Annotated in this window: 30 protein-coding genes; 23 read left to right on the top strand and 7 right to left on the bottom strand. The window is 42.4% G+C overall.

The genetic code is table 11. The annotated features are described in order from the left end of the window. Positions 1–124: 124 nt before the first annotated feature. The 4 genes from COU90_01130 to COU90_01115 all read right to left on the bottom strand — a co-directional run bounded on the left by COU90_01130 (position 125) and on the right by COU90_01115 (position 5,042). The gene (locus COU90_01130) at positions 125–1,459 is read right to left on the bottom strand and encodes a cell envelope integrity protein CreD (protein ID PJE64850.1); all 1,335 of its coding nucleotides are present in this window, start codon (positions 1,457–1,459) and stop codon (positions 125–127) included. 154 nt (positions 1,460–1,613) lie between these two features. Continuing rightward, entirely contained in the window at positions 1,614–2,627 is a 1,014-nt protein-coding gene (locus tag COU90_01125) for a hypothetical protein (GenBank protein ID PJE64849.1), read from the bottom strand. A 3-nt stretch (positions 2,628–2,630) separates the two neighbouring features. Further along, positions 2,631–4,013: a hypothetical protein gene (locus tag COU90_01120; GenBank protein ID PJE64848.1), complete on the bottom strand. Its 1,383-nt coding sequence runs from the start codon at positions 4,011–4,013 to the stop codon at positions 2,631–2,633. Positions 4,014–4,247: 234 nt separating this feature from the next. Then, positions 4,248–5,042, bottom strand: coding sequence for a 23S rRNA pseudouridine synthase F (locus COU90_01115; GenBank protein ID PJE64847.1), 795 nt, complete (start codon positions 5,040–5,042; stop codon positions 4,248–4,250). 20 nt (positions 5,043–5,062) lie between these two features. On the opposite strand from COU90_01115, the gene COU90_01110 reads away from it, so the two are divergent. Next, entirely contained in the window at positions 5,063–5,284 is a 222-nt protein-coding gene (locus COU90_01110) for a hypothetical protein (protein ID PJE64846.1), read from the top strand. A 303-nt stretch (positions 5,285–5,587) separates the two neighbouring features. On the opposite strand, the gene COU90_01105 is transcribed toward COU90_01110, so the two are convergent. Further along, on the bottom strand, positions 5,588–5,788 hold the full coding sequence (locus tag COU90_01105) for a hypothetical protein (protein PJE64845.1): 201 nt from the start codon (positions 5,786–5,788) through the stop codon (positions 5,588–5,590). A gap of 89 nt (positions 5,789–5,877) precedes the next feature. Here COU90_01105 and COU90_01100 point away from each other — a divergent pair, with 89 nt between their 5' ends. From COU90_01100 to COU90_01025, 16 genes are all read left to right on the top strand, one after another. Next, a complete protein-coding gene (locus tag COU90_01100; GenBank protein PJE64844.1) occupies positions 5,878–6,294 on the top strand; it encodes a large conductance mechanosensitive channel protein MscL in 417 nt (138 codons plus the stop codon). A gap of 70 nt (positions 6,295–6,364) precedes the next feature. Further along, positions 6,365–6,961 carry a hypothetical protein gene (locus COU90_01095; protein PJE64843.1) on the top strand — a complete coding sequence of 199 codons (597 nt, stop codon included), beginning with the start codon at positions 6,365–6,367 and terminating at the stop codon, positions 6,959–6,961. Positions 6,962–6,965: 4 nt separating this feature from the next. Then, positions 6,966–7,766, top strand: a complete 801-nt coding sequence (locus COU90_01090; GenBank protein PJE64842.1) for a hypothetical protein — start codon at positions 6,966–6,968, stop codon at positions 7,764–7,766. An 82-nt stretch (positions 7,767–7,848) separates the two neighbouring features. After that, entirely contained in the window at positions 7,849–8,421 is a 573-nt protein-coding gene (locus COU90_01085; protein PJE64841.1) for a hypothetical protein, read from the top strand. A 126-nt stretch (positions 8,422–8,547) separates the two neighbouring features. Beyond that, on the top strand, positions 8,548–9,567 hold the full coding sequence (locus COU90_01080; protein ID PJE64840.1) for a hypothetical protein: 1,020 nt from the start codon (positions 8,548–8,550) through the stop codon (positions 9,565–9,567). Between the two features lie 44 nt (positions 9,568–9,611). Further along, entirely contained in the window at positions 9,612–10,280 is a 669-nt protein-coding gene (locus tag COU90_01075) for a TIGR00730 family Rossman fold protein (protein PJE64839.1), read from the top strand. 58 nt (positions 10,281–10,338) lie between these two features. After that, entirely contained in the window at positions 10,339–10,965 is a 627-nt protein-coding gene (locus COU90_01070) for a hypothetical protein (GenBank protein ID PJE64838.1), read from the top strand. Between the two features lie 338 nt (positions 10,966–11,303). Further along, a complete protein-coding gene (locus COU90_01065) occupies positions 11,304–11,504 on the top strand; it encodes a hypothetical protein (protein ID PJE64837.1) in 201 nt (66 codons plus the stop codon). A gap of 145 nt (positions 11,505–11,649) precedes the next feature. Next, positions 11,650–12,111 carry a hypothetical protein gene (locus tag COU90_01060; GenBank protein PJE64836.1) on the top strand — a complete coding sequence of 154 codons (462 nt, stop codon included), beginning with the start codon at positions 11,650–11,652 and terminating at the stop codon, positions 12,109–12,111. A 59-nt stretch (positions 12,112–12,170) separates the two neighbouring features. Continuing rightward, a complete protein-coding gene (locus COU90_01055; GenBank protein ID PJE64835.1) occupies positions 12,171–13,106 on the top strand; it encodes a hypothetical protein in 936 nt (311 codons plus the stop codon). 261 nt (positions 13,107–13,367) lie between these two features. Further along, complete coding sequence (locus COU90_01050; GenBank protein PJE64834.1) at positions 13,368–13,772, top strand: hypothetical protein; 405 nt, start codon at positions 13,368–13,370, stop codon at positions 13,770–13,772. A 302-nt stretch (positions 13,773–14,074) separates the two neighbouring features. Next, complete coding sequence (locus COU90_01045) at positions 14,075–17,035, top strand: ribonucleoside-diphosphate reductase subunit alpha (GenBank protein ID PJE64833.1); 2,961 nt, start codon at positions 14,075–14,077, stop codon at positions 17,033–17,035. A 42-nt stretch (positions 17,036–17,077) separates the two neighbouring features. After that, positions 17,078–18,115, top strand: a complete 1,038-nt coding sequence (locus COU90_01040) for a ribonucleotide-diphosphate reductase subunit beta (protein ID PJE64832.1) — start codon at positions 17,078–17,080, stop codon at positions 18,113–18,115. Between the two features lie 113 nt (positions 18,116–18,228). After that, positions 18,229–18,444, top strand: coding sequence for a hypothetical protein (locus COU90_01035; GenBank protein ID PJE64831.1), 216 nt, complete (start codon positions 18,229–18,231; stop codon positions 18,442–18,444). 40 nt (positions 18,445–18,484) lie between these two features. Then, a complete protein-coding gene (locus COU90_01030; protein PJE64830.1) occupies positions 18,485–19,831 on the top strand; it encodes a hypothetical protein in 1,347 nt (448 codons plus the stop codon). Between the two features lie 29 nt (positions 19,832–19,860). Next, on the top strand, positions 19,861–20,130 hold the full coding sequence (locus COU90_01025) for a hypothetical protein (GenBank protein ID PJE64829.1): 270 nt from the start codon (positions 19,861–19,863) through the stop codon (positions 20,128–20,130). Between the two features lie 83 nt (positions 20,131–20,213). On the opposite strand, the gene nth is transcribed toward COU90_01025, so the two are convergent. Further along, entirely contained in the window at positions 20,214–20,897 is a 684-nt protein-coding gene (gene nth / locus COU90_01020; protein PJE64828.1) for an endonuclease III, read from the bottom strand. Positions 20,898–20,995: 98 nt separating this feature from the next. Here nth and COU90_01015 point away from each other — a divergent pair, with 98 nt between their 5' ends. The 3 genes from COU90_01015 (at position 20,996) to COU90_01005 (ending at position 22,585) form a co-directional block, all read left to right on the top strand. Next, a complete protein-coding gene (locus COU90_01015) occupies positions 20,996–21,202 on the top strand; it encodes a hypothetical protein (GenBank protein PJE64827.1) in 207 nt (68 codons plus the stop codon). Positions 21,203–21,369: 167 nt separating this feature from the next. Continuing rightward, complete coding sequence (locus tag COU90_01010; GenBank protein PJE64880.1) at positions 21,370–21,846, top strand: peptidylprolyl isomerase; 477 nt, start codon at positions 21,370–21,372, stop codon at positions 21,844–21,846. 25 nt (positions 21,847–21,871) lie between these two features. Then, the gene (locus COU90_01005) at positions 21,872–22,585 is read left to right on the top strand and encodes a hypothetical protein (GenBank protein PJE64826.1); all 714 of its coding nucleotides are present in this window, start codon (positions 21,872–21,874) and stop codon (positions 22,583–22,585) included. 87 nt (positions 22,586–22,672) lie between these two features. Here COU90_01005 and COU90_01000 read toward each other — a convergent pair whose 3' ends face one another. Further along, positions 22,673–23,755 carry a hypothetical protein gene (locus tag COU90_01000; protein PJE64825.1) on the bottom strand — a complete coding sequence of 361 codons (1,083 nt, stop codon included), beginning with the start codon at positions 23,753–23,755 and terminating at the stop codon, positions 22,673–22,675. Positions 23,756–23,876: 121 nt separating this feature from the next. Between COU90_01000 and COU90_00995 the strand changes: the two genes are divergently transcribed. The 3 genes from COU90_00995 to COU90_00985 are packed head-to-tail and all read left to right on the top strand — an operon-like array spanning position 23,877 to position 26,401. Beyond that, positions 23,877–24,404 carry a hypothetical protein gene (locus COU90_00995; protein PJE64824.1) on the top strand — a complete coding sequence of 176 codons (528 nt, stop codon included), beginning with the start codon at positions 23,877–23,879 and terminating at the stop codon, positions 24,402–24,404. A 5-nt stretch (positions 24,405–24,409) separates the two neighbouring features. Next, entirely contained in the window at positions 24,410–25,102 is a 693-nt protein-coding gene (locus tag COU90_00990) for a hypothetical protein (protein ID PJE64823.1), read from the top strand. A 54-nt stretch (positions 25,103–25,156) separates the two neighbouring features. Continuing rightward, a complete protein-coding gene (locus COU90_00985) occupies positions 25,157–26,401 on the top strand; it encodes a hypothetical protein (GenBank protein ID PJE64822.1) in 1,245 nt (414 codons plus the stop codon). Positions 26,402–26,443: the final 42 nt, after the last annotated feature.

The raw sequence follows: 26,443 nt of genomic DNA, 5'->3' as shown, positions 1-26,443 counted from the left end.
ATGAGTCTGTTTTTTTATTGCCACATTCTTTGCGCACAAATCCTTAGCGAAGCAAAGACAAATTCCAAACATTCTTAACTCATCGATCCATAAAAAGGAACTCTTACCGTACTTAAGCGGGTCCTTATCGTTCTCCTATGCCGTACCAGTCTATATTTCGTGTTAAGTACATAACGATGGCGAGTATTGCAAAGAGAAATAGGGAACCGAACAGGAGGGAAAATTCATCAAGCTGAAGAAGGATGTATAAATATGAATAAAGAACTGACAGGAGGACGGCAATAATGCCCGCTTTCTTTTTTGCTTTTAGAACCGATCGTGCATAGCCGGTTATAAGACCGGTAATGGCGATTGCGGAAATGCTATACGCCGAAAGGAAACCGACATGTTCTGCGAGTGATAATAGAAGTAGATAAAAGAGTGCAATGGCAAGGCCGATAAGGAGATAATTTAACGGATGAACGCGCAGTTGGGAAAGCACTTCAAACATAAAAAAGACAAGAAACGTAAGCGCTATAAACAGTACGGAGTATTTAACCGACCGATTTACTTGCGTGTAGAAATCAACACCATGGTTAAGGGAAACGCCGAATAGCGAGTTGACGATATGCTCTTTTATTGTTTGATCATGTCCTGTTGCGGATTCCACCCACGATTGCGGTAGAGATCGTCCGAAAGAAGATACATTCCATTTTGCTGTGAAGCCGGCATCGGTAAGGTTATGTTCTTTGGGAAGGAATGCGCCGGTAAAGCTCGGTGCCGGCCAGTTCGAAGATATCGAAACGTCGGTTGTTTTTCCGAGCGGTGCTATGTATATGGCCTCACTTCCACGCAGTATTATGTCGAACGAAAACATATGCTCTTTCTTGAGTGGTTGGATGTTCAGAGGAACACTAATGCCGGACGCTTCTATGCTATTTCTTGGTACGCCCGGTTCGAATATTATTTCTTCGCCGTTCCAGAGCAATACAGCGGAAGATTCTACGCCTCGTGTATCGGGAATACCGATAAACACGGTAGCATTATCCCATTGGACGATGCCGTCAATATGAGTACGGTCCACATCATCCAAGTTAAACGAGCCAGTACCCGTTATGCGGCTTGTGTAGACGGCCGCTTCAAATATGCCCCGAGAGCGGGTTTCGGTATCAACTGATATATCGTAGGTTAGTGTATCAGGAAGAAGGAATATGTTATTTTCTTGCGTTGTTGTTTGTCCGGTACTCGTGATTACGGTTGTTTGTAGGGGGATGGCTATCACCGGGCCCGTAATTGTTTGTTCACGGCTCCATGCCGATGCTATTTCGCGTATCGCTTCATCAGATCTGTGGGACCGTTCTATTACCAAACCAAGGACGGAAAAGGAAGCCGCTAAAGAAACGCCCATAAGAAGCGCGATTGCTATGAGTTTAAAAAGCAAAGAGTCCCTTCGTTTTGTATTATTTTGCGGTATCTCCATAGTAAATATTCATTATGTGGGTATTATAAGCATAAAACACGTACCAATAGGCATAAGTTACAAATAGTTTCGAAAGCGCGTGTAGAAGACATATTTTTTGAAATAAAAAAAGCGGAGTTTTAATAACTTCGCTTTCGTTCAAGGTGCTCCTACTTTACAACTCAATACTCACTTCTGCGCCTGTAAGTTTGAGACGGGAAGCTATGTACTGAAGTGCTTTATCTTGAAGCAGGGATTTTTTATAATCATCCAGCTTCATGGGATGGAGGCGTATGGTAACGCCATCCAAAGTTAGTCCTTCTAAAGAAAAATAGTCATCCAGTTTTTTCCAGTTGCTCTCATCTAAAAGTTGAGAGCTTTTGTATAAGTTAATGCCGGGCGGCGGTGAGTTCTCGGTTCCGTCCGTGTAGATTTCCACGGTTGTGCCCGCATCTAAATTTCGAAGCACGGAGCGAAGAGAGGAAAAGACAAAAGATTGATCCTCTACCGGCTTTTTTCTGCCGCGGTTCATGCCTTCCTCAAGTGCTTCCTTCGTCACATTATCAGCGATAAAGTAATCGCCTTGATAGATCGTTCCCGTGATAAAATGTATACGGAAGGGAACTGTATGCCCCGCATCTTTAAGGGAAAGCATGGTATCTATCGTGTGCTGTACGCCGGGGGCAATATTGTCACCCCCGTTGGTGGTATCCAACACTAGGACATACGGATACCGAACGGCAACCGGTTTAACGAACTCTTGTACGAGTTGATCAAATTTCCGCTCGCTTTCATCAACGAATTCGCGGCGGCGGGCATTTGAAGGCTGTTCGCTATGATTCCAGACGGGAATACGGAATGTTTCTTCCCGCAAGCGCGTTCCATTGTTTCTCCAAATGAATGAAACAATCAGTCCAACGCCATCCGGTGGTCGCGTGTCGGCACCGTAGCGGCTCTTGTTTGCATCAGAGAATATGTCGGTGAGGCGTAAGGTTTTTGTATCATCGATTATACTGGCAGGCGTGAGTGTGCCGGCGTGTTTTTCAACATCTCGTATAAACACAAACCTATCGGTATCGGAAGAATACTTTTCTCCGATACCGCGCTGATGATTTACAAATAGGTAAATACAAGTGAGCAGAACAATAATCGCCCCTATGGCAGAAAATGCCTTTTTAGCGTTTTCCATAAATTACTCCTCCGTGGGTTCAAATCCTGCAAGATCGGCAAGCGCCGCGCGACGTGATGCTTGGCGTTGTGCTTCGGGCCAGAGATTGGCAAGTATTTCGCTCGGATCTTCCGTTCGTTCAATGACGGGAGGATTCTTTGCGATGGTCCGCGCCTTGTTAAGAACGCTCTCATCTATAATATCCGTGCGATTATTGTCATACTCTAGCTGTTCCAATGATTCTCTAGTGCCGTCCATATGAGATTGCAGTAATTGGAACATGGTAGTCGCATGTGCATCAATCCATCCCGGAAACGGTAGGGTTTCTTCCACAAGGCGGATATATGTTTCCAAAACGGGGAGCTTGCGGTTCAGTTTTTGCTCAATATCAGCAATAGCTTCGCTGTAGGCCGTTACGATGGGAATAATATCCGGATCATCCATTAAGATGGCCGTGGAGAGTGTTTTTTTCTCCAATTCTTTCGCATCCTTCTGTTTTTCACGATATTCTTCTATGATATCTTTCGGATATGGGGATGCGGTAAAGAATTTATACGTATAGTACGTAGATATTAACGCCACAAGAACCAAAGACCCGATAAGCTCTTCCGGATGCCCTTGATTAAGAACAACAAGAAGCCGTATGCCGAGGATAAAAGCACATATACCTATGAATATAGCGTGACTTAATACGATGACGTATGGCGTCCATCCTGAAATGGGAAACGGCGAGACACGTTTATCGGTTACGGGATCTTTTCCATCCGGAAAGTTTTTTTCAAACTCTCGTATAACTCCCCGATGATATTTCACCTGTTTTAAACTCGTTGCCGCCAATTGAGCCATAGCAGTGGCAGAAATCGACATACCAATTGAAAATATCATTGATGTGGTGGGATCTGTTGCAAATTCCACCACGCCAAAATTAAGGAAGTATTCGATGGTAAGTACCGCTGTGACCACCATAATTGATACGGCCGCATCAATAAATGCATTTGGTACCGTAACAATACCTTCATCGTTGCCGGTGAGGACAATGGTAAGTCGTCGAATATATGCAGATATATCGCGTAATTGCAGGCGATAGCGATTGTGTTCTTCGGCGCGCCTATCTAGTGTATCCTTAAAATCTACTTTAAGGACCCTTCCCGCCCTTTCTATCAATTGCGGGAGAGTTTCAATATCCCGCAGAGCTGTTTTTGCGGCATGTTCGCTTTTTGTGATGATTTTTTGCGCATGACTCCAATAGTCTGAGCAAATTATCTGTATCCATCCGGAAAGCGTCTTCGCATGTTTGTCATCTTGAGCAGTTGCAAGGGAAGCAAGTTTCCCTTTTGTTCGCTCAACAGCTTTCTCCATAAGATGTGCCGGCTCCAGTGATTCGTTTTTGGGCGGTAATTCATCCATAACGTCCCTCCTCTTTTTTCTACGGAAACAAAAACATACGGGCACTTCTTTGTTAAATAACACCTCCGTGACGGGTAACTTAACACTTTTTTACATCATTTATATATATTTGTCAATACTTCTCTCGCTCTGTTCAGCTCCGGGGCGTAGCGATAGCTTTTATAATGTAACGCAGTATGGTCCTTATATTGTTACCGCCAGGAAATAATACACTCTCACTTTTTACAAGAATCTTTATTGTTCAATACCAAGTGCGTTTAAAAATTCTGTAAGGGCGCGTCCCTTTATTTCGCGCCACTGGCCGGCCTTAAGGTTTCCGAGAGTAATGTTTATGATGCGAAATCGCTTAAGGGTAAGTACGTTATTACCAAGAGCTCCTACCATCTTACGAATTTGACGGTTTTTACCTTCCGTTAAGACAATATCAAAACTTAATTTGCTTGTGCGGCGTATTTTTGTGGGACGTGTTTTATAGTTGGGAATCTTGTCCACGCGGCCGATGCGCTGGCCTTCGCGCATTCCCACCAAAAATACATGGGTAATGGGGCGCGCTACCGTTACGCTATATTCTTTTTCGTGCCGGGCGGATGGATGCAAGAGAGGTTCCGTTATACGCCCGTCGTTTGTCATAATAAGGAGCCCTTCAGAATCCTTATCGAGGCGCCCCAGGGGGAATACGGGAATGGGAAACCTTGCTCTATCGGCAATTTCTTTTTCGCCTTCTTGTGCGCCTACCGTAACGATACCAGCGGGTTTGTAGTACGCATAATACACGCGTGGCATATGACTTCGCTTCGGAACTTCTACGGTATCATCCGATCCCACTTTATCTCCCAGATGTGCCTTTTTGCCGTTGATAAGTACATTACCAGCCTTAATAAGCTGATCGGCCTCTCGCCGCGAACAGTAATTATTGTCAGCCAGATATTTATTAATACGAGTGAATGTCTCTTTTTTCATGTAACGGCAATAGTACATGGTGCGGACGCATATTGCAAATATGAAAAAATGTGGTATAGTTTTTACCATAAAAACGGGAGGAGGTTTCTATGGAGTTAACACTTCGTTTCCTGGCGGAAGTTCTTGTGAATAATAAAATGCCCAGCCATACACTGGGAGATGATATGGGGAAGTGCTTTCAGCCCAAGAATGCGTGGTTTGATGTTACGGAAGCCATAGTGCGTGCAACGGTGGCGGGACGGGAAATTTCTATGGATGGGCGGATAGAAATAATGGAGGCCGAACTGCAAGGGGTTCTTACGCCAAAATAAACAGTATAAGCGCGTTAAACGCGCCTGCGGGTAATCCACATGATTGTGGATTTTTTGTTTGTGTTTGTAAAGTGATGCGGTATCATGCACATATGATACATGATCAGCAAAAAATGAATAAGACGGCTACCGGACTGTTATGGTTCGTAGGCGTGCTCCTCGTGTTTGCCGTTGCGTTATTCGCAGGAAATTACTATTTCCTTATGGAAGAGTACCACGGTGGTACATCGGCTCAAGTACGATAATCGGCATGTCACCCGAAAAAAATCCGGCGGACGCCGGATTTTTGCTTACAAGCTCTCATTAATAAGAGAAATCGTTTTTATTGATTATATTTGCCGGAGCATTGCTTTCTCGTTCAAGTGTGTTAATGTGTCGTTTGAGATTTTGAATATCATATTGATGTATGGCAAGCATGAAGGCAATGGAAAGCGTCACAATAATAAACACAACGGTTGAAGGATATCCGGTAAGTTCGGAGAAAATAGTATTTTTCTTTCTCATTGTCTTAATTATAATGCGTTTATTGTTTGTTTTGCCAGTAAGGGGTAGGGTTAGTATGTGTATAAAATAATTACCATAATAGAATAATTATGTTTAAAGAATTTAAAGAATTCGCCGTAAAAGGTAATGTGGTTGATTTGGCGGTCGGTGTTATTATCGGAGGTGCATTCGGGAAGATAGTAAGCTCTTTGGTAACCGACATTATTATGCCACCCATAGGACTCATGCTTGGTGATGTCGATTTTTCCGATCTTATTATAACCTTGAAAAAGGCGACGGAAACAACTGATGCAATAACGGTTAATTACGGTTTATTTGTAAATACGGTGATTAACTTTCTCATTATCGCCTTTACGATATTCATTGTGATAAAGCAGGTAAATAAGCTTAAACGAAAAGAACCGCCGCCGGCTCCTACAGAAAAAGAATGTCCGCATTGTGTTTTTAAAATTCCAATCAAGGCGACAAAATGCGCCCACTGTACGTCCGATGTCCCATCCTTATAAAGAAAAAACATCCCCCTATGCCGGGGATGTTTTTGAAAGAACTATAGACACTCGTGCGTAGTAGGGTACAATGCGGCATGTGCACGAAGATATTTGTAATGAAAAATCCGATACCGATCTCATCCGTTTAACCTTGCAGGACAAGGATTACTTTGCCTGTGTCATTTATCGCTATGAAGCCCGTCTTCTTAGGTACATACGGCGCATTACTGATGTTGCGTTGGAAGAAGCCGAAGATATATTGCAGGAGGTCTTTATAAAAACGTACATAAATTTACATGATTTCGATGAAACGCTTAATTTTTCTTCGTGGATATATCGTATTGCACGCAATCATGTTATAAGTATGCATCGTAAAAGAATGGTGCGCCCGGAAGGGTGGCTTGCGAATATGGATGATTCTTCTTTGGAAAATCTTGCGGGAGATATGGATATTGTTGGCGAGGTTGATGCGGCACTTTTAGGGGAGCATTTACGAAAAGTTATCAATTGTTTGCAAGATCCGTATAAGGAAATTGTCATCCTCCGTTTTTTTGAAGAGAAGGAATATAAGGAAATATCGGATATTATGAAAATTCCCATGGGAACGGTTGCTACTTATATAAGAAGAGCAAAAAACCAATTACATAAAAAATTACAAAAGGAACATATAAATACGGTATCATAAGTATATGAATGAAAAAGATTTTGCCGAAAAGGTATTGAATAAAATAGAAAATGAACATATAGAGCCAAAACCGCGGTGGAGCTTTTTCGTTGTTCATTACATGTTGTGGAGCGCGGGTATTTTTGCCGCGCTTCTTTTGAGCGTTGCTGTTACTCTTATTGTGTTTTTAGTTGCAAATAATGAATGGGACGTGTATCCGTTTCTTGGTATAGGTGTGTTTTCATTCATACTTTCCACGATTCCGTACATATGGATTGTCATGGCATGCGTTTTTTTAGGCGTTACGGTATATAATGTTCGGCATACAAGGAACGGATATCAGTATAATACGGTACCCTTCGCAGTTATTGTTCTAGGGATTCCCGTAATATTGGGCGGTGTGTGGTTTATGGTTGGCATCGGGGATAGTGTGGACGATGCGCTTGCGAAGCATATGTCCATATATAGGTATATGCCGGGCGTACGGCATGCAAAATGGGATATGCCGGAGAGCGGCTTTCTTGCGGGAGAGATAATGTCTATTGCCGATGCCAGTGCTTCTTTTATGCTTAAAGACTTTCGGGGAAGAGAGTGGCGCGTTATGTTTGGTGACGCCGGTTTAGCGGAGGGACAATCCGTAGAAGAATATATGCGCGTGCGCATGATAGGTAGAAAAACAGGAGAGAAAGAATTTACCGCCTGTGTGGTTCATCCCTGGATTATATACGGGCGAGCACGGCAGTTTACGGGAATGGATTATGGGGTGCGGACGGTTTCCGAAAGGGAGCGTGTGCGTGTTGCGGAGTGTTTGAGTAGGGGTATGTGAAAGAAATAAAACGGACATGCGTAGTATATTATGCAGGAGGGACGGTGTTCCGAACTGTATAATAATAGCTAATGAGCATGATATGAATATAAAGAAGAGATTGTTTATGGGAGGAAGTATGAGCGTTTTAACGGTTATGCTTCTTACCGGAGGATCTTTTGCATTTGCCGCAGATACATCAAGGCCGTATTTTAATCCAGTGACGCGGGAAGCGGTAAAAGAAGCGCTTAAGACAGGTAATTTTGATGTATGGCGTACGCTTACGGAAGGGCGGCGCATAGGGGAGTTGGTAACCGAAGATAATTTTGAGAAATTTGCCGAGGCGTTTCGCTTGCGGGAAGAGGGGGACGAAGAAGAGGCGCGTGCAATCTTAAAAGAAATTGGTGTAAAACATCGATTTCGAAGAGATTTCAAATTTATGCGCGGATTTGGTACGCATAGCATGTATAACAAAGATATAGCGGCGGCTATTAAAGTGGGGGACTATAATGCGTTTAAAGAAGTGACGGCAGATACGCATCTTTCCGGTATAACCGAGGAACAGTTTTCTGTAATAACGGAAGCGCATCGTCTTATGGAGGCTGGAGACCGCGATGCGGCACGAGAGCTTATAAAAGAACACATGAAAGATATAAATATACATGTCCATAGGTAGAAAAATTTACTTCATAAAAACTCCACGAACATTCGTGGAGTTTTTAATTGTTTTCCACAATACAAAAATCTTTTCACATGATATTCTGGTTGTATAGGGTGGCACAAAAAACAAATTTGTTTTTTTATGTTTCTTTTCAAAAAATTATATTTTTATATTCTTCCTTTTGTGCTAATGCCAATACAGGTATTTGCGCATGTTGGCTACGTTCTTTCGGATGAAGCTGTTGTAGCGAGGCAAGGAACTAGTTGGCGTTTTTTGTCGAGTGTTTTTGCGGATGCCAAAAACGGGTATCTTATACTGGCAACGATTGGTTTTATTTTTGCAGTCTATCTTGTAGTGGAAGATAATAAGTATATTCGATCGTATATCACACTGTGCCAAAAGCGAGCGCGTACGTATGCGCCGCTCGTTCCCTGGATGCTTCGTCTTAGTTTGGGTATTGCACTTATTGGCGCGGGTTCTTCGCAGGTGCTTGTATCTCCGGCATTACATGGTATGGGTGTGTTTGCGACACTGCAGATCCTTACCGGTTTTTTGCTTCTCTCCGGACTGCTGCTCTCACCGGCGACGTTGGTGGCAATTTTTCTTTTTTTAATTGCATTTTTATTCGATACATATATGGTGGGAAGTTTTGATTTTCTGGCGGCGGCATTTGCGTTGGGTATTCTTGCCGATCCCAAGCCGGGCGTGGATCATATTATGGGTATTCCGTTTGTTTCCCCTTTTTCCGATTTTACGCGTTGGGTTCCTTTAATACTTAGGATAGGGGTGGGAAGCGCTATGATATACCTAGCTTTATATGAAAAAATTTTCAATCCATTTTTGTCGGCAGAAGTTGTTTTACAGTATGGTCTTACGGATATCGTACCGGTGAGTGTGGCAATGTGGGTGTTCTCTGCCGGAATAGTTGAGCTTATAGTTGGTACTTTATTGTTAGTGGGATTTCAAACACGCCTTATGGCAACGGCGGCATTTGTCATACTTTCGCTTTCATTCTTTTTCTTCGGAGAAGATGTGTATTCACACATAACACTTTTCGGCGTGCTTTCCGCTTTGTTTGTGTTGGGCGGAGGGGAAGCGAGTATGGATAAGGCAGGTATACCAAAGCATTTCTCAAAAAGTATACAAAAAGCATTTGATTAAAATAAAGCCTTTCTTCTTTTCCTTGAATTCTGTACTCTATAGTAATGAAGGGACTACATAAAAATAAACAATATATCGCCGATAGTACTTGGACGGTAAAAAAAGCGGGTGAAGAGCTTGATGCCGGACTGGAAATTCTCGAAAGTATTTCGGGAAACATCGTCACTATTTTTGGATCGCACAAAACAATGCCGGGCGATCCTTATTATAACCATTGCGAAAATACAGCACGCACTCTGGGGGAGAATGGCTTCGCTATTATAACGGGAGGCGGTCCGGGGATTATGGAAGCCGCGAATAAGGGTGCTATGGTGGCTGGTGTGCCATCTGTCGGATTTAAGGCCGAACTGCTTACGGCTGAAAAAGGCATGGATAATATTCATACGCATACGTATGCGTTTTATTTTTTATTCACGCGGCGGTTTGTGCTTTCCATAAAGAGCGATGCGCTTATTTTTTATCCGGGCGGATACGGTACCCTGAATGAATTATTTGAATATCTTACACTTATACAGACCGGTATCACGGATATGGTGCCGATCATATGCGTGGGACGCGCATATTGGAAGGGATTATTTGATTGGTTGGAGGATTATCCCCTTAAAAAAAATTATTTTATTAATGAAGCAAGAGACATAGACCTGGTTACTATCGTTGATGACGTGGAGGAAATAATAAACAGGATAGTGCCCGGAAATGTGGAAGGAATATAATGCACACGATTATGTTCTTTTTGGTATATGAAAAACCGCTTCGTGATACTATTGAAATATGCAAAAATCACGTTTAGACGGGCTTGCTGATGGTATATTTGCCATCGTTATGACGCTTCTTGCTCTGGATTTAAAAATTCCCGAGCTTTCAGGTGTTGTTACGAATGAAATGATTTGGCGCGAAATTCAGCATATGGCACCGTTATTCTTAAGTTATATACTCTCTTTTTTGGTACTCGCCAGTTATTGGATCGGGCATCATTTTATCGTTTCTGTTTTTGCTACGAATCTTACACGCAAACTCATGCATTTGAACATCCCTTTTCTTCTTATGGTGGCTCTTGTTCCGTTCTCGACGCATCTTCTCGGTAATTATCCCCAAAACGAGCTCGCTATTTTTGTGTATGCCGTTAATGTGGTTATTATTAGCTTCTTTTTATTTCTGCTTCTCCGGCACGTGGATCTTTCCCGTGAGATAAAAAATCCGCGGGATGCAAAACGTATTATACGGAGAGGATACATTCGTATTATAATACCGCCAATCACCGCCGTTGTGGCGGTTATAGTAAGTTTTTGGAATCCGACATATTCTATTTATATTTTCGTGCTTACTATGTTCTTTAATATTATTCCGGGCGCTCTTACTCTTATAGAAGAAGGGGTAATATGCCTTACGCAGGAATAAGTATATATTTCGTAATACATTATTGCTATAATAAGACCGTATTCTAAGTCAGAGAGTATATTATCAGATAACGGGGTGTAGAGTCGCGCATGCGGCATATACCGTGCCTCTTCGTGAACAGGGGAAATATTTATATAAGTATTTCTGTTTTGCTACTTCTTCTTATGGGAGTACTAACCCTTTTGGACTACTATCGTCAGGGAGAAGCGAGTTTTCTTATCCAAAGCGCTTCACTTTTGCGAGGGACTTACTCTGATTAAGGGAGAAGTTGTGATACGGTAACCCTGCTATGGGGAGGGTAGGTTTTTCTTTCGGGTTCCCTACGATGAAAAAGAATTATGAAACATTTTTATAGGAGCGAAAAAAACAGAATAATTTCCGGTATTTGCGGCGGTTTGGAAGATTATATCGGGTGGGACGTTAACTTTCTTCGTTTTTTGGGAGTGCTTTTTGTTGTATGTACTGGTATTTTTCCGGGAATGATTGCGTACGGTATTATCACATTAGTGGTTCCGCAGAAAAAGGAAACAAAAAAGTAATTTCTTATAAGTAAGAGCATTATTTTATTGATAAATGCTTTTATAATAAAAGGCGGAACATTGACCTGTGATAATATATGTGCTAGAAAATCTTTAATAAAACAACGAACAACCTTAACAAAATAATAAAAAGGGAGGTGATGGTATGCACATATGGTATTTGGGAATAGGTATCATTTTTGGCGCCATTTTGGGAATAATTATTGGCGGAATGGCAGTCTTTTTCTATTTTTCACCTCGACTTAGGTATAGCAGGGAAGCTCGATGCAGAATAGAGGGCGATAGAAATAAAGTAAATAAGGAGCTTGTTGTCACAAAAACAATACTTGCCACAGAGGAAGGCGAGATGCAGAATCTGAAAATACGCGAATGTCGTTTGCGGTGGGAGGTGGAATTTTTACGGCGACGTCTGCTTGAGGTTTTGGAGGAGGCGGGGCTTACATTTGCTTTTATACACATTGCCCAACTGAAAGATGAAATAGTACTACTTCGCTCGGGGCTTCTCGCAGAAAAAACACAAAAGGAAGATCCAAAAACGGACACGGTACCGATTTTTGTACGGGAAAACAAAAGGAACGGAGTCGCTCTGCATTCAAGGGCGGCATAACAAACAAGAAAGGGGATTGTGTGATGCTGTTATTTATCGCATTATCAATTATACTCGCTGTGACGTCTCATGCCGGAGCGGAACAATGCAGTACGATTACCATTTCGAAAGATAACCCCACAGCTTCCGAAGCATGGGTTTCTCGGACAAAAACACGTTGGCCCGGGGATCAGGCAGTTCGGCAACTAAACCCCGGAATAGATTTTCACAAACTCCGTGAGGGGGATACGGTAACAGTGCCGTCATATGCATGCGAGGAGGAGATTAGCATCCAAAAGTATCGGAGCATGATTGCCCGGCAAAGGGAGCAAGAACAGAAGATTAAAGATTTAGAGAATGTTATCGTCACTCTTACGCAGGATAATGAACAGGCTGATATGACTTCACGGGAGACGGAAAAGCGTGTTGTTGATCCGAAGGTTGTCCTTCAGGAAACGGAACTTTTGAGTCCTTCAAATAATATCGGTCAATTGACCACAGAAAACACGGAGTTGAAAAAAGCTTTTATTGGAGCAAGAGGCAGTCTTGTCGAAAAGACAACGAAAACGGAAGTTTCCGTATGGCCGTTTCTGCTTTTCGCGGTATTTGGTTTTACCGCGGGAAGGTATTCAAAGAAAGGACATTCTAAGAAACGGCAATCACAGTCGCGGTCGAATAGTCTAGTTGGGAGAGAAGATGTTCGCATGTTTACACCTAACTTTGAACCGTCAGGATCGCACGGAGAAAAGAGGGAGGATTTATTTGCCGGAGCGGCAAATGCCGATATGTTTACCGTTATAGGGATGAACGATGGAAAGAAGTTTATTGTTCCTATATTGCACGAAGGATCTCTTTTAATTCCCAACTGGCCGGAAAAAAATTGGCGGGCGCAAAAAATGAATCAAAAAAACGCCCGTTCTGTTATTGCCCGGTTATTCTACCCAAACGATAAGAAAACCAATAGCGGGAGAGAAGATGATAAAGTAGTATCTTTGCATGGGAGAAAAACCGCCTAGATTGTTTCATATAAGAATATGAATTGCGTCGGCTTGAGGTCTTTTCAAAAAAGATGCGTAGAGCGGCAAGGATATGAGTATTGCTCATAGACCCATCCTCTCCGGACGTCGGAAGAGTATGGGACATATTCCAAAGAGTATAGAGAAGAGCAGTCGAGTCGAAGTCATTGGTACGCCAATGGCTTTTTTAGTGCGCGATGGAGGTATATTACTTATGATTTTACCTGTTCTTTTTGTTTTGTGTGATATATTATACTACACATGCCTATTTCTCCCTCTATACCGCTTCGTTTGGGGTTGGGTGCTATGTATCTCTATTCCGGTTTTGATTTGGTGCGCAATCCCGATAATTGGATTTCTTTTATTCCGGGCTGGTTTATGGACGTACTTATGACTATAACTACCCTTGAAACATTTTTACGCTTGCAGGGGGTGGTCGAACTTTTGTTTGCATTCATATTTCTTTCATTATTTTTACCTCAAAAAGGGGTGCGCGTTGCCGCTGTTTTTTCCGCGTTGGAAATATGTTCCATATTGGTATTTACGGGCGTGGATTTGATTACATTTCGTGATTTTGGCTTGTTGGGTGCGTCTGTTGCTCTGATAATTCTTCTAAAACCACAGGAGCCGTCCATTTTTGTACCAGAGGGGGAACACGCGCGGTAATAATTTTTTACGGCACCATGTTTTAAAGAATACTGTCAAGAATTCCAGAAAGTTATCCACAAGCATGAATCGAGTTTACTCGGTTTTTTTTACGGCCGCATTCATGTTGGGGCATGTTTGTAGTAGAATAGGTGGGCGGGCATAAGATGTGTTTATGTTCAAAAAATGACCCGCGCGTTCTTATAAAAAGTCTTGTTACAAGTTCGTTTTTCTTTTGACAAAGACGGAAGTGAATTTGTAACAAGACGTTTCATTTTCCTTATTAATTTAAGTTCTTACGCAAGAGCGTTCATTTCGTGCCTATGGAAAAATTACAAAAAATCAAAAAACGAACCGGAGAAGTTGTGGATTTTGATCAGCATAAAATTACTCTTGCCATTCAGAATGCTTTTTTTGCCACAAAAGGCACCATAGATGAAGATCGCCTGCGGTCAATCACGCACCAGGTTATTTCAGAGTTGGAATTTATATTTTCCGAAAAAGAAAGCATACCGTCGGTAGAAGAGGTGCAGGATGTGGTGGAGCGTAAGATTATGGGGGAAGGATTTTTCGATGTGGCGAAGTCTTATATTATTTACCGGTATGATCATGCTAAGGAGCGTGCCGAGAAGAAAAAAGAGGTATTAAAGCGCATCGAAGAGCATCAGTTGAATGTGGTGAAGCGCTCTGGTGCCGTTGAGCCATTTTCCATAGAAAAAATTCGTCGCTCTCTTGCGTACGCGGCAAAAGGATATGAAGACGTGGTTGACGTTGAAGGTCTTGCCGCTCAATGCCAGAACGAAGTGTATGACAATATGCCGATTGCGGAGGTGGCGCTCACGCTTGTTATGGTGACACGTTCATTTATAGAAATAGATCCGGCGTACGCGAAGGTCGCTTCCCGTTTGTTTTTGAATAAATTGTATAAGGATGTTATTGGGGCTGATGTACGCTATGCGGATATAGGTGATCAGTACCGCTCTACATTTCGTCGTAATATACAAAAGGGGGTGGATATAGGAAAATTTGACAAGCGCATGTTGGATTTTGATATGGACGCTCTTTCTCGCGCACTTCGTCCGGAGAGGGATGATTTACTGGTGTATTTGGGTGTACAGCGGTTAAGTGATCAGTATTTTACAAAAAATGCCGAAACAAAAGAGATGCTTGAGATACCGCAGATTTTTTGGATGCGTGTAGCGATGGGGCTTGCTATGGGCGAGCAGGAAAAAGATATGTGGGCACAGAAATTCTATGACGTTCTCTCCACGCTTCGATTCGTTCCATCAAGCCCTACGCTGTATCATGCAGGCATGACGCGAGCACAACTCTCTTCGTGTTTCTTAAGCACGGTGGGAGATGATCTGAATGAAATATTCAAGTCATATGGCGATTCGGCGAATTTACTCAAATGGGCGGGCGGTATGGGTATGGATTGGACGCCGGTACGGGCAACGGGCGCGCTGGTGAAGGCTACGGGAGTGGAATCGCAAGGAGTGGTACCCTTTCTTAAGATAATGAATGACGTTACTATTTCCATTAACCGTAGCGGGCGAAAGCGTGGAGCTACCTGTGTGTATTTAGAGACATGGCATTACGAGATAGAAAATTTTCTTGAGCTTAGAAAAAATACCGGTGATGAGCGTCGTCGAACACACGATATTAACACGGCGAACTGGATTCCTGATTTATTTATGAAGCGCGTTCGGGAAGACGGTGGATGGACGTTGTTTTCACCAAACGAGACGCCGGATCTTCATGAATTGTACGGAAAAAAGTTTGAGGAGAAATATGCGCAATATGAACGTCTGGCGGATGAGGGAAAAATTCAATTATGGAAACGCATAAAAGCGCGCGATCTTTGGAAAAAGATGCTTGTTATGCTGTTTGAAACGGGACATCCGTGGGTTACATTTAAAGACCCTTCCAATATACGTTCTCCGCAAGATCATGTGGGCGTGGTACACAATTCAAACTTATGTACGGAAATTACGCTTAATAATTCGGCAGACGAAACGGCGGTATGCAATCTTGGATGGATTAATTTTGCCCGTCATGTGACGAATGGTTCTTTCGACGAAGCAAAGGCCGCGGAAACAACGCGTATAGGGATGCGTATGCTTGATAATGTTATTGATGCAAATTATTATCCCACAAAGGAAACAGAAAAATCTAATATGAGGCATCGTCCGGTGGGACTTGGTATGGGCGGATTTCACGATGCACTTTATCAAATGAATGTCGCATTTGATTCGGAGGCCGCCGTACAATTTGCGGATGAAAGTATGGAGATTGTCGCGTATCATGCATATCTTACCTCTAGTGAACTTGCTCGCGAACGGGGATCGTATGAAACATTTAAGGGATCCAAGTGGGATAGGGGTATATTACCGCAGGACACGTTGGATATTCTGGAATCAGAGCGCGGAGAAAAAATTCCGGTATCCCGCCGCAGTAAACTGGACTGGACACCGGTACGGGAATCTATAAAGGCATATGGTATGCGTAATTCGAATTGTTTGGCTGTAGCCCCCACGGCAAGCACGTCAAATGTTGTGGGTGCTATTCCGTCCATTGAGCCCATCTATAAAAATATTTATGTAAAATCGAATATGTCGGGAGATTTTACGATCGTAAATGAATATCTGGTAGAAGATTTGAAAAAGTTGGGTTTGTGGAGTAAGGAAATGCTCGGTAAAATTAAATTTGCGGACGGCAATATCGAACACATTCCCGGTATCCCGGAACATATAAAGGAAAAATATAAAGAGGTATTCCAAATTAATCCCCGCTGGCTCATCCGGGCCGCCGCTCATCGGGGAAAATGGATCGATCAAAGTCAATCTCTTAATATTTTCTTCATGGGTTCCTCTGGCAGACAGCTTTCCGATATATATCATTATGCCTGGGAGATGGGGCTTAAAACTACCTATTATCTTCGCACATTGGCGGCTTCGCAGGTGGAAAAATCAACGATAAGCACATCGGAATTTGGCACCACACATACGCGCAAGAAAGAATCGCCCGCTATAGTGTCCGTTGAAAGCGTGACTGTGTCTACTAGCGTTACACCGTTAACGGAAGGAAATAGGCATATTATTACGGAAGAAAAAAGTGCAAAAGAGTCTGCTGTTCCACATATTGCAACCGCTGATTATGCCCTACCGCATGGCTTGGGGGAAAAAGAACGATCTTCATCAGCTATCAATATCGGAGATAGTGCGCCGGAACCATATGTTCCGGTGTGCAAGATAGATGATCCTAGTTGTGAATCATGTCAATAAAATTGATACATTTGGAATTCGAATATTAAATTTCTAAAACGTATGTCTATTCAACGAACAACAGAAAGCGTGGATATCAATAAGCGCCGTATTATAAACGGAGAGAGTGCCGATGTGGTACAGCTATATCCCATAAAGCATAAGTTTGCATGGGATGCATATAATGCCGCCAATGCAAACCATTGGTTGCCTACCGAAATTAATATGCAAAGAGATGTGGAGCAATGGAAATCGCCCTACGCGCTTTCTTCGGATGAGCGTTTGGCTTTGGAAACGGCGCTCGGGTTTTTTTCGACGGCAGATTCGCTTGCGGCAAATAATATTGTTCTTGCAACATATAAACATATTACATCGCCGGAATGTCGGCTGTATCTTTTACGCCAGGCATATGAAGAAGCAATCCACACACACGCTTATCAGTATATCGTGGAAAGTTTGGGTATGGACGAAGCACGCATATTTAATATGTACCGTGAAAATGATGCCATCTACAACAAAGACATATTTGTTCTTGGTTTTAATGAAGGGATTTTTTCGCCTCACTTCAAAACCGGCACATTTGAAAATGATCAAACTTTTTTGGAAAATCTCATTGTATTTTCACTTATTATGGAGGGAATTTTCTTCTACAGTTCTTTTGCGGTCATATTCGGGTTTCAACGGCAAAATAAAATGGTGGGAGCGGCCGAGCAAATTCAGTACATTATGCGGGATGAATCAATGCATCTTAATTTTGGTATCAAAATGATTAATACGATAAAAGATGAACAGCCTGAATTGTGGACGCCCGCATTTCAGCAACACATTACGGATCTTATTAAGAAAGCTGTTGAGCTTGAGTATATATATGCGCAGAATGTCTTTCCCAAGGGTATTTTTGGTATGAATGCGGAAGGCTTTAAGCATTATATTGAACATATTGCAGATAGGCGACTCATGAGTATCGGCCTTCGGGCGGAGTACAATGTGGAAAATCCTTTTCCCTGGATGTCGGAAGCGGCGGATCTTTCTAAAGAGAAAAACTTTTTTGAAACACGTGTTATTGAGTATCAAACCGGTGGTGCCCTCGATTGGGAATAAAAAATCTTCTTGCTTAATGCGTGGCGTTGCGCAGGCCGTATTGATTTCGCTCTGATTACTTCCGGGGGAGGTTTTTTATCAAAAAATCCTTAAAGAGGTATAATGGTTATGTCATGAGAAATGAAATTAAAGCCATACTTTTTCAAAATATATGGTTAATTGCGCTTCTTATTATTGCCGGCGGATTTGTTGTGTATACAAAGAATAACGCTTTAGATGGCGATGGCGTACCTCCGCAAGAGTTGTCGTCACAAAGTTTCCGTATTCTCGACAGTACACTGACGCCACGTCCGGTGGAACAAACAATAATTATTGAGCCCATTCGGTAATGAATATGTGCTCTCGAATCATATATGGTAATATGTGTGTATGCCTACACAAAATAATTCATCACCTGACGTAACCGCGGCCGCAATACTTAATGTAATTTTGGAAGATGCCGCCCGTAAGCGCGCTTCTGATGTTCATATTGAGCCTCTCGCAGATAAATTGCGTATTCGGTTTCGTATTGATGGGCATTTGGAACAACAAGCCGAACGACCTCTTCATGAGCTCGAAACTCTTCTCAATAGGGTGCGTGCAATATCAAGTCTCGATTACACAAGTCGTCTTCCTCAAGATGGTCATTTTGAGCTTACCGTGGAAATAAAGGATGCACAGGAGAAAAGCATACCCAAGAAGCCCGAAAAAAATAAGGAACCGGCTCCGTTACGGGAGGCGCTAGCGGCGTTATTTAATGATGGTGATGAGGTTTCGGAAGATGTGCCGGCTAAAGAGCAGGATCCCGCACCGCCTTCTTCGGGCATGCATCCGTCGGGCGTGTATGTTTTGGACGTACGCGTATCTATTTTTCCTACCGTATATGGGGATGCGGCGGTGTTTCGTTTACTAAACCGTTCTGATATTCTTATTCCTTTGGACGACTTGGGGATGAATCCGGAAGAGCGAAATTTAATAAATGGACTCATTACCCGTAGCTACGGCATGCTTCTTATAACCGGTCCTTCCGGATCCGGAAAAACGACAACACTCTATTCCATTCTTCAGGAATTAAAAGGCAAGGATAAAAATATTGTAACCTTGGAAGATCCCGTGGAATTTTATTTTGGAGATATTAGGCAAACGCAAATTCGTAACGATTGGGGATTGACCTATGCTGTGGGAATGCGTTCTATTTTGCGGCAAGATCCGGACGTGTTGATGGTGGGGGAAATTCGTGATCAGGAAACGGCGGAGCACGCGATGCGCGCCTCTCTTATCGGGCGACTCGTCGGGTCTACCGTGCATTCCAATACAACCATAGGCACCATTGCGCGTCTTATTGATATGAATATTGAACGCAGTTTGATAGCATATGCGGTCAATGGCATTATTGCTCAGCGGCTATTGCGTTCGCTTTGCACGGCATGTAAGGTGGCAGATACGGCGCCGTCAAAACTGGCGTTAGAACATATTGGTCTTAAGGAAGAAGAAGGATCTTTTATGAAGGCGGTAGGGTGTAAGGAATGTAACAATACCGGATATGTGGGGCGTATGGGTATTTATTCCGTACTTGTATTTACCAATAAACTGCGCGCAATGATTGTTGACAGGGCGCCGTTTAATGAACTGCAGACATATGTGGAAGGGGAAGGTATGCGTACACTGCGCGAACGTGCCGCTGAAAAAGTAAAAATGGGGGTAACAAGCATAGAAGAAGCTGTGCGAGCTGTGTAGATATTTTATTATAGCTAACTATTACGGACATGTTTGATAAATTAAAAGATGTATACCAATTGCAAAAACAGGCGCGTGCAATGCAGGCGGCTCTCGCAAAAGAAGAAGTTACGGGTATGTCTCGAGACAGTGCGTTTCAGGTAACGGTAAACGGAAACCAAGACGTACTTCGTGTAAATATTTCTGATGGTGCTGATATGTCAAAAGAAGCAGTTGAACGAAATGCGAAAGAGGCATTTTCCGATGCGCTTACAAAGGTAAAAAATATTATGGCGCAAAAAATGCAGGGAATGCTGTAATGGTAGTGTGTGCGCGGGAAGTGTTACGATGCGCAAAAATAAAAAACCATATGGTCTTCCTTATGGTTTTTTGATTAATAACGCTACACAAAAGAAGACGGGCAGATTTTTTTGAGAGGACATCGGTCGCAATGGGGTTTTCGAGAGGAACATAATGCGCGTCCATGCTCTATAAAGAGATAGGTAAGATGAAACCACTTTTTTTTCGAAAACAATATCATTAAATCCCGCTCTATTTTTTCAGGCGGCAGGTGTTTTGTAAGTCCCAGTCGCTGTGCTATGCGGGATACATGCGTATCTACCGCAATACCTTCAACAATACCGTATGCATTTCCCAAAACGACATTAGCGGTTTTACGCGCGACACCCGGAAGAACAAGCATGTCTTCTATGCTAGAAGGAAGTATGCCGGAAAATTTTTTTTCCAGAATTTTAGCAGTGGCGATAATGTGTTTTGTTTTTGCTTTATAAAATCCGGTTTGATAAATTTCTTTTTCAAATATGTGCGGCTGTGCATTCGCAAAATCAGCGGCGGTTTTATATTTTTTGAAAAGATTTTTCGTAACCTCATTTACTTTTTTATCGGTACACTGCGCGGAAAGCATAACGGCTACCAAAAGTTGAACAGGTGTTTCATAGGCAAGCATCATGCCGGAATGGGGATATGTTGCGAGAAGAATATCATAAATCCGTGCCGCCCGTTTTTTTGTTTCCGTGGCGGATTCTTTTTTGATCCATTGCTTTTTGTAATCCTGAAAATTATTCATGGCGTAGCATATGAGATAAAAAGAGCATAAGATGCATATCGTGCTCTGTATGCTCCATACTACCCACTGCGTATGAGAAATGCTACTATGTTAAAGTAATGGAAATAATCATCACCACTTTGGATGTTGTCGGAAAGCTCATGATTGCTTATACAGCTATACGCGTGCATTGGCGCGTGCGCCAGGAACATCGTATTGATAAGCGGGTATTTCGTGAAATGAGGCAAGAGCATGTTGTGGGGATTTTCGGCATGATTTTTATCATTATCGCATATATATTAGAAATAATATTTGTACTATCATGAAAGCAGGTATAGGAATTATTATAGCAATTATACTTTTGGGAGGCGTTATTTTTTTTGTAAATAACAAAGAACAGCCCGTAGAAGAAGAAATAATAACAGAACAACAAGAAACATTATCAGATTTAACGGTATCTTCCAGTTCTTCTGCAGATACAACCATACCATCTATGCAACAAGCGGAAATACATACCAATAAAGGCGTTATCACAGTGGAATTGTTTCCAAACGAAGCTCCAAAAACAGTAGAAAATTTCGCTAAACTTTCAACGGAAGGGTTTTATGAAGGAACAATGTTTCATCGTGTCATTAAAGACTTCATGATTCAGGGAGGCGATCCAAACAGCAAGGACGATGATTGGTCGAATGACGGACGGGGCGGGCCCGGATATATGTTCGAGGATGAGATTAACAGTCATAAAGTAGAGCGCGGAGCTCTTGCCATGGCAAATGCAGGACCAAACACAAACGGCAGTCAGTTTTTTATCGTAACAGCGGAGGCCGCTCCATGGCTCGACGGCTTGCATACGGTATTTGGTAATGTTATAGACGGCATGGATGTTGTTAATCAAATTGCGACCGTCTCGGTAAATGAAAACGACCATCCGACAGTGGATATAGTCATTGAAAAAATCATCATCAAGTAGAATTATCCAATACCTATAATGTTCTATGCATCATCCGGAAAGAAAAAATATTCCCGATCACGCGTGGAACGGGGTTTATATTAAAGATATTGTGTACGGTGCAAATGATGGCATTATTACCACATTTGCCGTGGTTGCCGGTGTTGCCGGTGCGGGACTTGATGCAACCGTTGTTCTTTTATTGGGTCTCGCCAGTTTGATAGCCGACGGATTTTCTATGGCGGCCTCTAATTATCTGGGAAGTAAGTCCGAGAAACATTTTACTCTTCGGGAGCGCCGCGTGGAAGAGATGGAGTTTAAGGCTGACCCCCATTGGGAATATACCGAAATGGAGGGAATCTTAAAGAAAAAAGGATACACATCGGAAGATATAGCGGTGTTGTCGCCCTTGTTGTTCAAAAGTAAAGATTTTTGGATCGATATTATGCTTCAGGAAGAGTTGGGTGTTTCTCCCGTGGATGAGGGTGGGCATCCGATAAAGAATGGCGCGGCTACATTTTCAGCATTCGTAATAGCAGGAGTCATTCCTCTGACGCCATATCTTTTTATTTCCGGCACATACGATACCTTTTCTACCGCTATTATTTTTACGGCCATTACGCTTTTTGTAGTTGGCGCGCTTCGCTCTCGTTTTACCGGCAATAGTTGGGTCCTTGAGGGATTTGAAATGTTGTTTGTGGGCGGTATTGCGGCCGTCATTGCTTATGGTATCGGGTATGTTATAAGTTCCATCGTGTAGTGTATAAATGGAGAATGGTAGAGGAAAGAAAAAACACGGTTTCTGCCGTGTTTTTTTTGAAAGCCGGAAAAGCTAACGTTCCATAATCTAACTTTGCTCTTCCAGCTTTACTTTTATTGTTTTCTTTTCCTTGCTGTTGCGGAGTACGTCAAAGGAAAGCGTATCACCCACAATATATCCCTCCAGAATATCCTCAAGAGTTTCTTTTTCGGATATGTTCTTTTTATTACAGGCAAGAAGAATGTCGCCTTCTTTAAGTCCGCTCTTATCAGCGGCGCTCCCCGGAATAATGGCATGATCTCCGGGAATGGCTTCTTTTAAAACAAGCGCACCGGTGGTTACCGGAAGGCCGAATTTTTTTGCCATCATTTTATTGATAAGCACGTAACGTACGCCTAGAAAAGGACGCCGAATACGTTTAAATTGCCGAATGTCATCTAGATCGCGTTTGGCTTTTTTGATGGGAATAGCAAAGCCGATATTTTGGGCACCAAATACGATAGCAACGTTCACGCCAATGGCGCGTCCCGTGATATCTATAAGAGGTCCTCCCGAATTACCGGGATTAATGGCGGCGTCTGTTTGGATAAGGCCGCGGAGACGTTCTTGATGTCCGGAAACGTCAGTAACGGCACTGATAAATCGGGAAAGCCCGGAGACGATTCCGGTGGATACGGTATTTTTGAATTCACCAAGAGCATTTCCGATTGCGATTACCGTTTGGCCAAGGGCAAGTTCTTTCTCTTCCGCAAATTCAAGCACGGGGAGTTTGGGAAGAGGATTATCAGCCACTATCTGTAGGATGGCAATATCATGAATGGGATCACGTGCAATAACACGCGCCGGATAGGTATTTTCGTCATGAAGTACGACACTGTATTCGGCGGTTTGATCGGCAACCACATGGCGGTTTGTAAGAATAATACCTGATTCATCCACCAAAAAACCGGAACCACCGCCCATGCGAATTTTTCCATTTTCAATACCGGGAATATTTTGTTCAAGCGTTTCATCATCCGCCCGCGTAATGGCGTCTAGTTGCGGCATGCCCAAGGGAGCTAATTGTTTGGCGGCCTCTTTCAGCTTTTGCAGATCTTGTGTTGCGGTGATAGATACCACGGCCGGCATTACTTTTTTGACGGCTGTAATGATTTTATCTTCGTAGTTCATATTTTATAGTATAAATATTTTTTTACGTGAAGAAAATGCACAACTGGTATTTTATGTATGAATGGGGTAGGGTAAGGGCAGATTTTTAAAATGGCATATTTTGATAAAAAGGAGAAGCAATATGGAATCAGGGCGGAATAATAACAACGCAGAAATGGAAAAAATTCAATTTAGATTTGGATTTGGCTATAAGGAATGGAAGAATCTTATAGTTACTAAACTATTTCAAGCAAGAAGGCCTTGTTTGCCGGGGAAAATTACTGAAGATATTGCAAGAGAAAAAGGACATCCTCATCCGGAAAGACCCGTTCCGGGAGCACAAAAAGCCATTCGTGAACTTAAGGAGGAGGGTGTAATAGTAAAGGTAGGTATGAAGATTGTTTTGCCGGAGTTTTTACATGATAATGCGTTGGTAAAAGAGAGCGCTTTTAGGAGGATAAACGTACCGGAAGGAGGGCAAAATGATTTTGGCGGTGGTACGCTGGAGATAATAGTTCGTGCGCAAATTCAGACTGTAAAAGCTCTTTGCAAACTTATAGATCTGGAAATTAACCGCGCAAGAGAATATGCGGTTGCTGAAGACACGAGAACAGAACTGTTAACAGTTCTTGCCGGGTTGGAGGAAAAACAAGTCGCTCTTATCGAATAATCAAGATGGAGGTTGCTCATATGAAGGGAGCAGGTAAAGAAGTACTGGAAATAGCGGAGAAATATCCTCTCGTAAAGCGCGCATTGCTTCTCTGTGTTCATAATGAGGAATCTCCACAGATACCGCTTTACTGGTTGCGCGGTTTAACGAGACAGGAGGGGAAAACTATTCTTGATGCCATTCAGTTACTGAAACCGAAGGCAAAAATTATCAATGTTTCTCCGTATAGTGATGAAACAGATGAGGAAACATTGTATAGGCATCAGAGTAGATTTGAAGGAGGAACAGATACCGAGAAAAAAGAGGAGGTTGCAGAGCTCATTCCACATGAATTGCCGGGATTTTCCGTAGTAAAGATTGTATTGCCGTCCCGCTTAACGGAATATACGGCTTTACGACTGGGAGAAATTCTTCTTTTGTGGGGTGTTCTTGAAAGCGCTTTTTCTGATTTCTTATCATATCTTCATACTACAAAACCCCGGGAAAGGCGGTTACATGAAGAGGCAAAAACATGGATATGGAGTGATGATCAAAAAATGTTGTTTTCGTTCATGAATATCTGTCTTATTTTGAATTTAGATCCGGAATTTATTCGCCGCATGCTCGAGATGAAAATAAGAGGAGCGTATCCTTCATACATGAAAAATATACCGTCATTAAGAAAACACCAAGAAAGTAAAAAAGAAAAAGTAGCATAAAGCTCGTTATGACGAGCTTTTTCTTTTTGCGGCGTATGGAGTATTCTTACATATATGAATAATACACGGAAGTTTCCGGAAGGTTTTTTATGGGGAGCGGCAACATCGGCACATCAAGTTGAAGGGGGAATGTGTAATGATTGGTCGGAATGGGAACGGGAGACGGCTAAGAGTTTAGCGCAAAATGCAAAGAGCAAAAAGTGGGCGCGGCACATAATGGAAAAATATCCCAGTCCCCTTGAGAAGGAAAATTATATTTCCGCTCAGGCCGTGGATCATTATAATCGATACGAAGAGGATTTTGATCTGGCAAAGTCTCTCGGACACACGGCGCACCGGTTTTCCGTAGAATGGTCACGTATTGAGCCTAAGGAAGGGGAATTTAATAAAAAAGAAATAGAACATTACCGTGCGGTCATACAAGCGCTTCGGACGCGCGGCATGGAACCGCTTGTTACCCTTTGGCATTGGACCATTCCTCTTTGGTTGCGGGATAAGGGTGGTGTTAATGCGAAAAAATTTTCGTACTATTTTGCGCGTTTTGCGGGTAAAATGGCGGAGGAATATAAAAACGATGTAACATACTGGATTACACTAAACGAACCAAACGTGCATACGGGACATGCATACGGGCAGGGAACCTGGCCGCCACATAAGAGAAGTCCATTTTCTTATATGTATGCCGTTGGAGCTCTTTTGCATGCTCACCGAGATGCGTTTAATACTATAAAGCGATCGTGTCCGAAGGCGCAGATTGGTATTGCAAAAAATAATATTTACTTTGAAGCGTATAAGGGAAGGATGGTAAATAACATATTAAAATATATGGCGGATTGGTGGTGGAATAAGTATTTTTTGGATCGCATTCAAGATTATCAGCATTTTATAGGGCTTAATCATTATTTTCATAATCGTATTAATTATGGATTTAATAAAAATGAAAATAAAAACATTTCCGATATGGGTTGGGAGTTATACCCGGAATCACTCTACCGAGTTTTAATGGATTTAAAAAAATATAAAAAACCGATTTTTGTAACCGAGAATGGTCTTGCTGATGCGCGTGATATTATGCGTACGGAATTTATTCGTTCCTCTCTTCACTCTGTGCTTCGCGCTATCGATTCCGGTGTGGACGTGCGCGGGTATTTATACTGGTCACTTTTGGATAATTTCGAATGGGACAAAGGGTTTTGGCCGCGTTTTGGACTTATCGAAATAGACTACAAAACACTTAAGCGCACGGTACGGCAAAGCGCATGGGAATATAAAAAAATAATTGATGAATATAAGATATAAGATTTATGATGTATGATTTATATATAAGAAGTTTTCAAATCT

The organism is Candidatus Ryanbacteria bacterium CG10_big_fil_rev_8_21_14_0_10_43_42 (genome assembly GCA_002793915.1).
Taxonomy (GTDB): Bacteria; Patescibacteriota; Minisyncoccia; order Ryanbacterales; family 2-02-FULL-48-12; genus 1-14-0-10-43-42.
The sequence above is the reverse complement of the archived record's forward strand: the minus strand, read 5'-3'. Positions and strand labels throughout refer to the sequence as shown.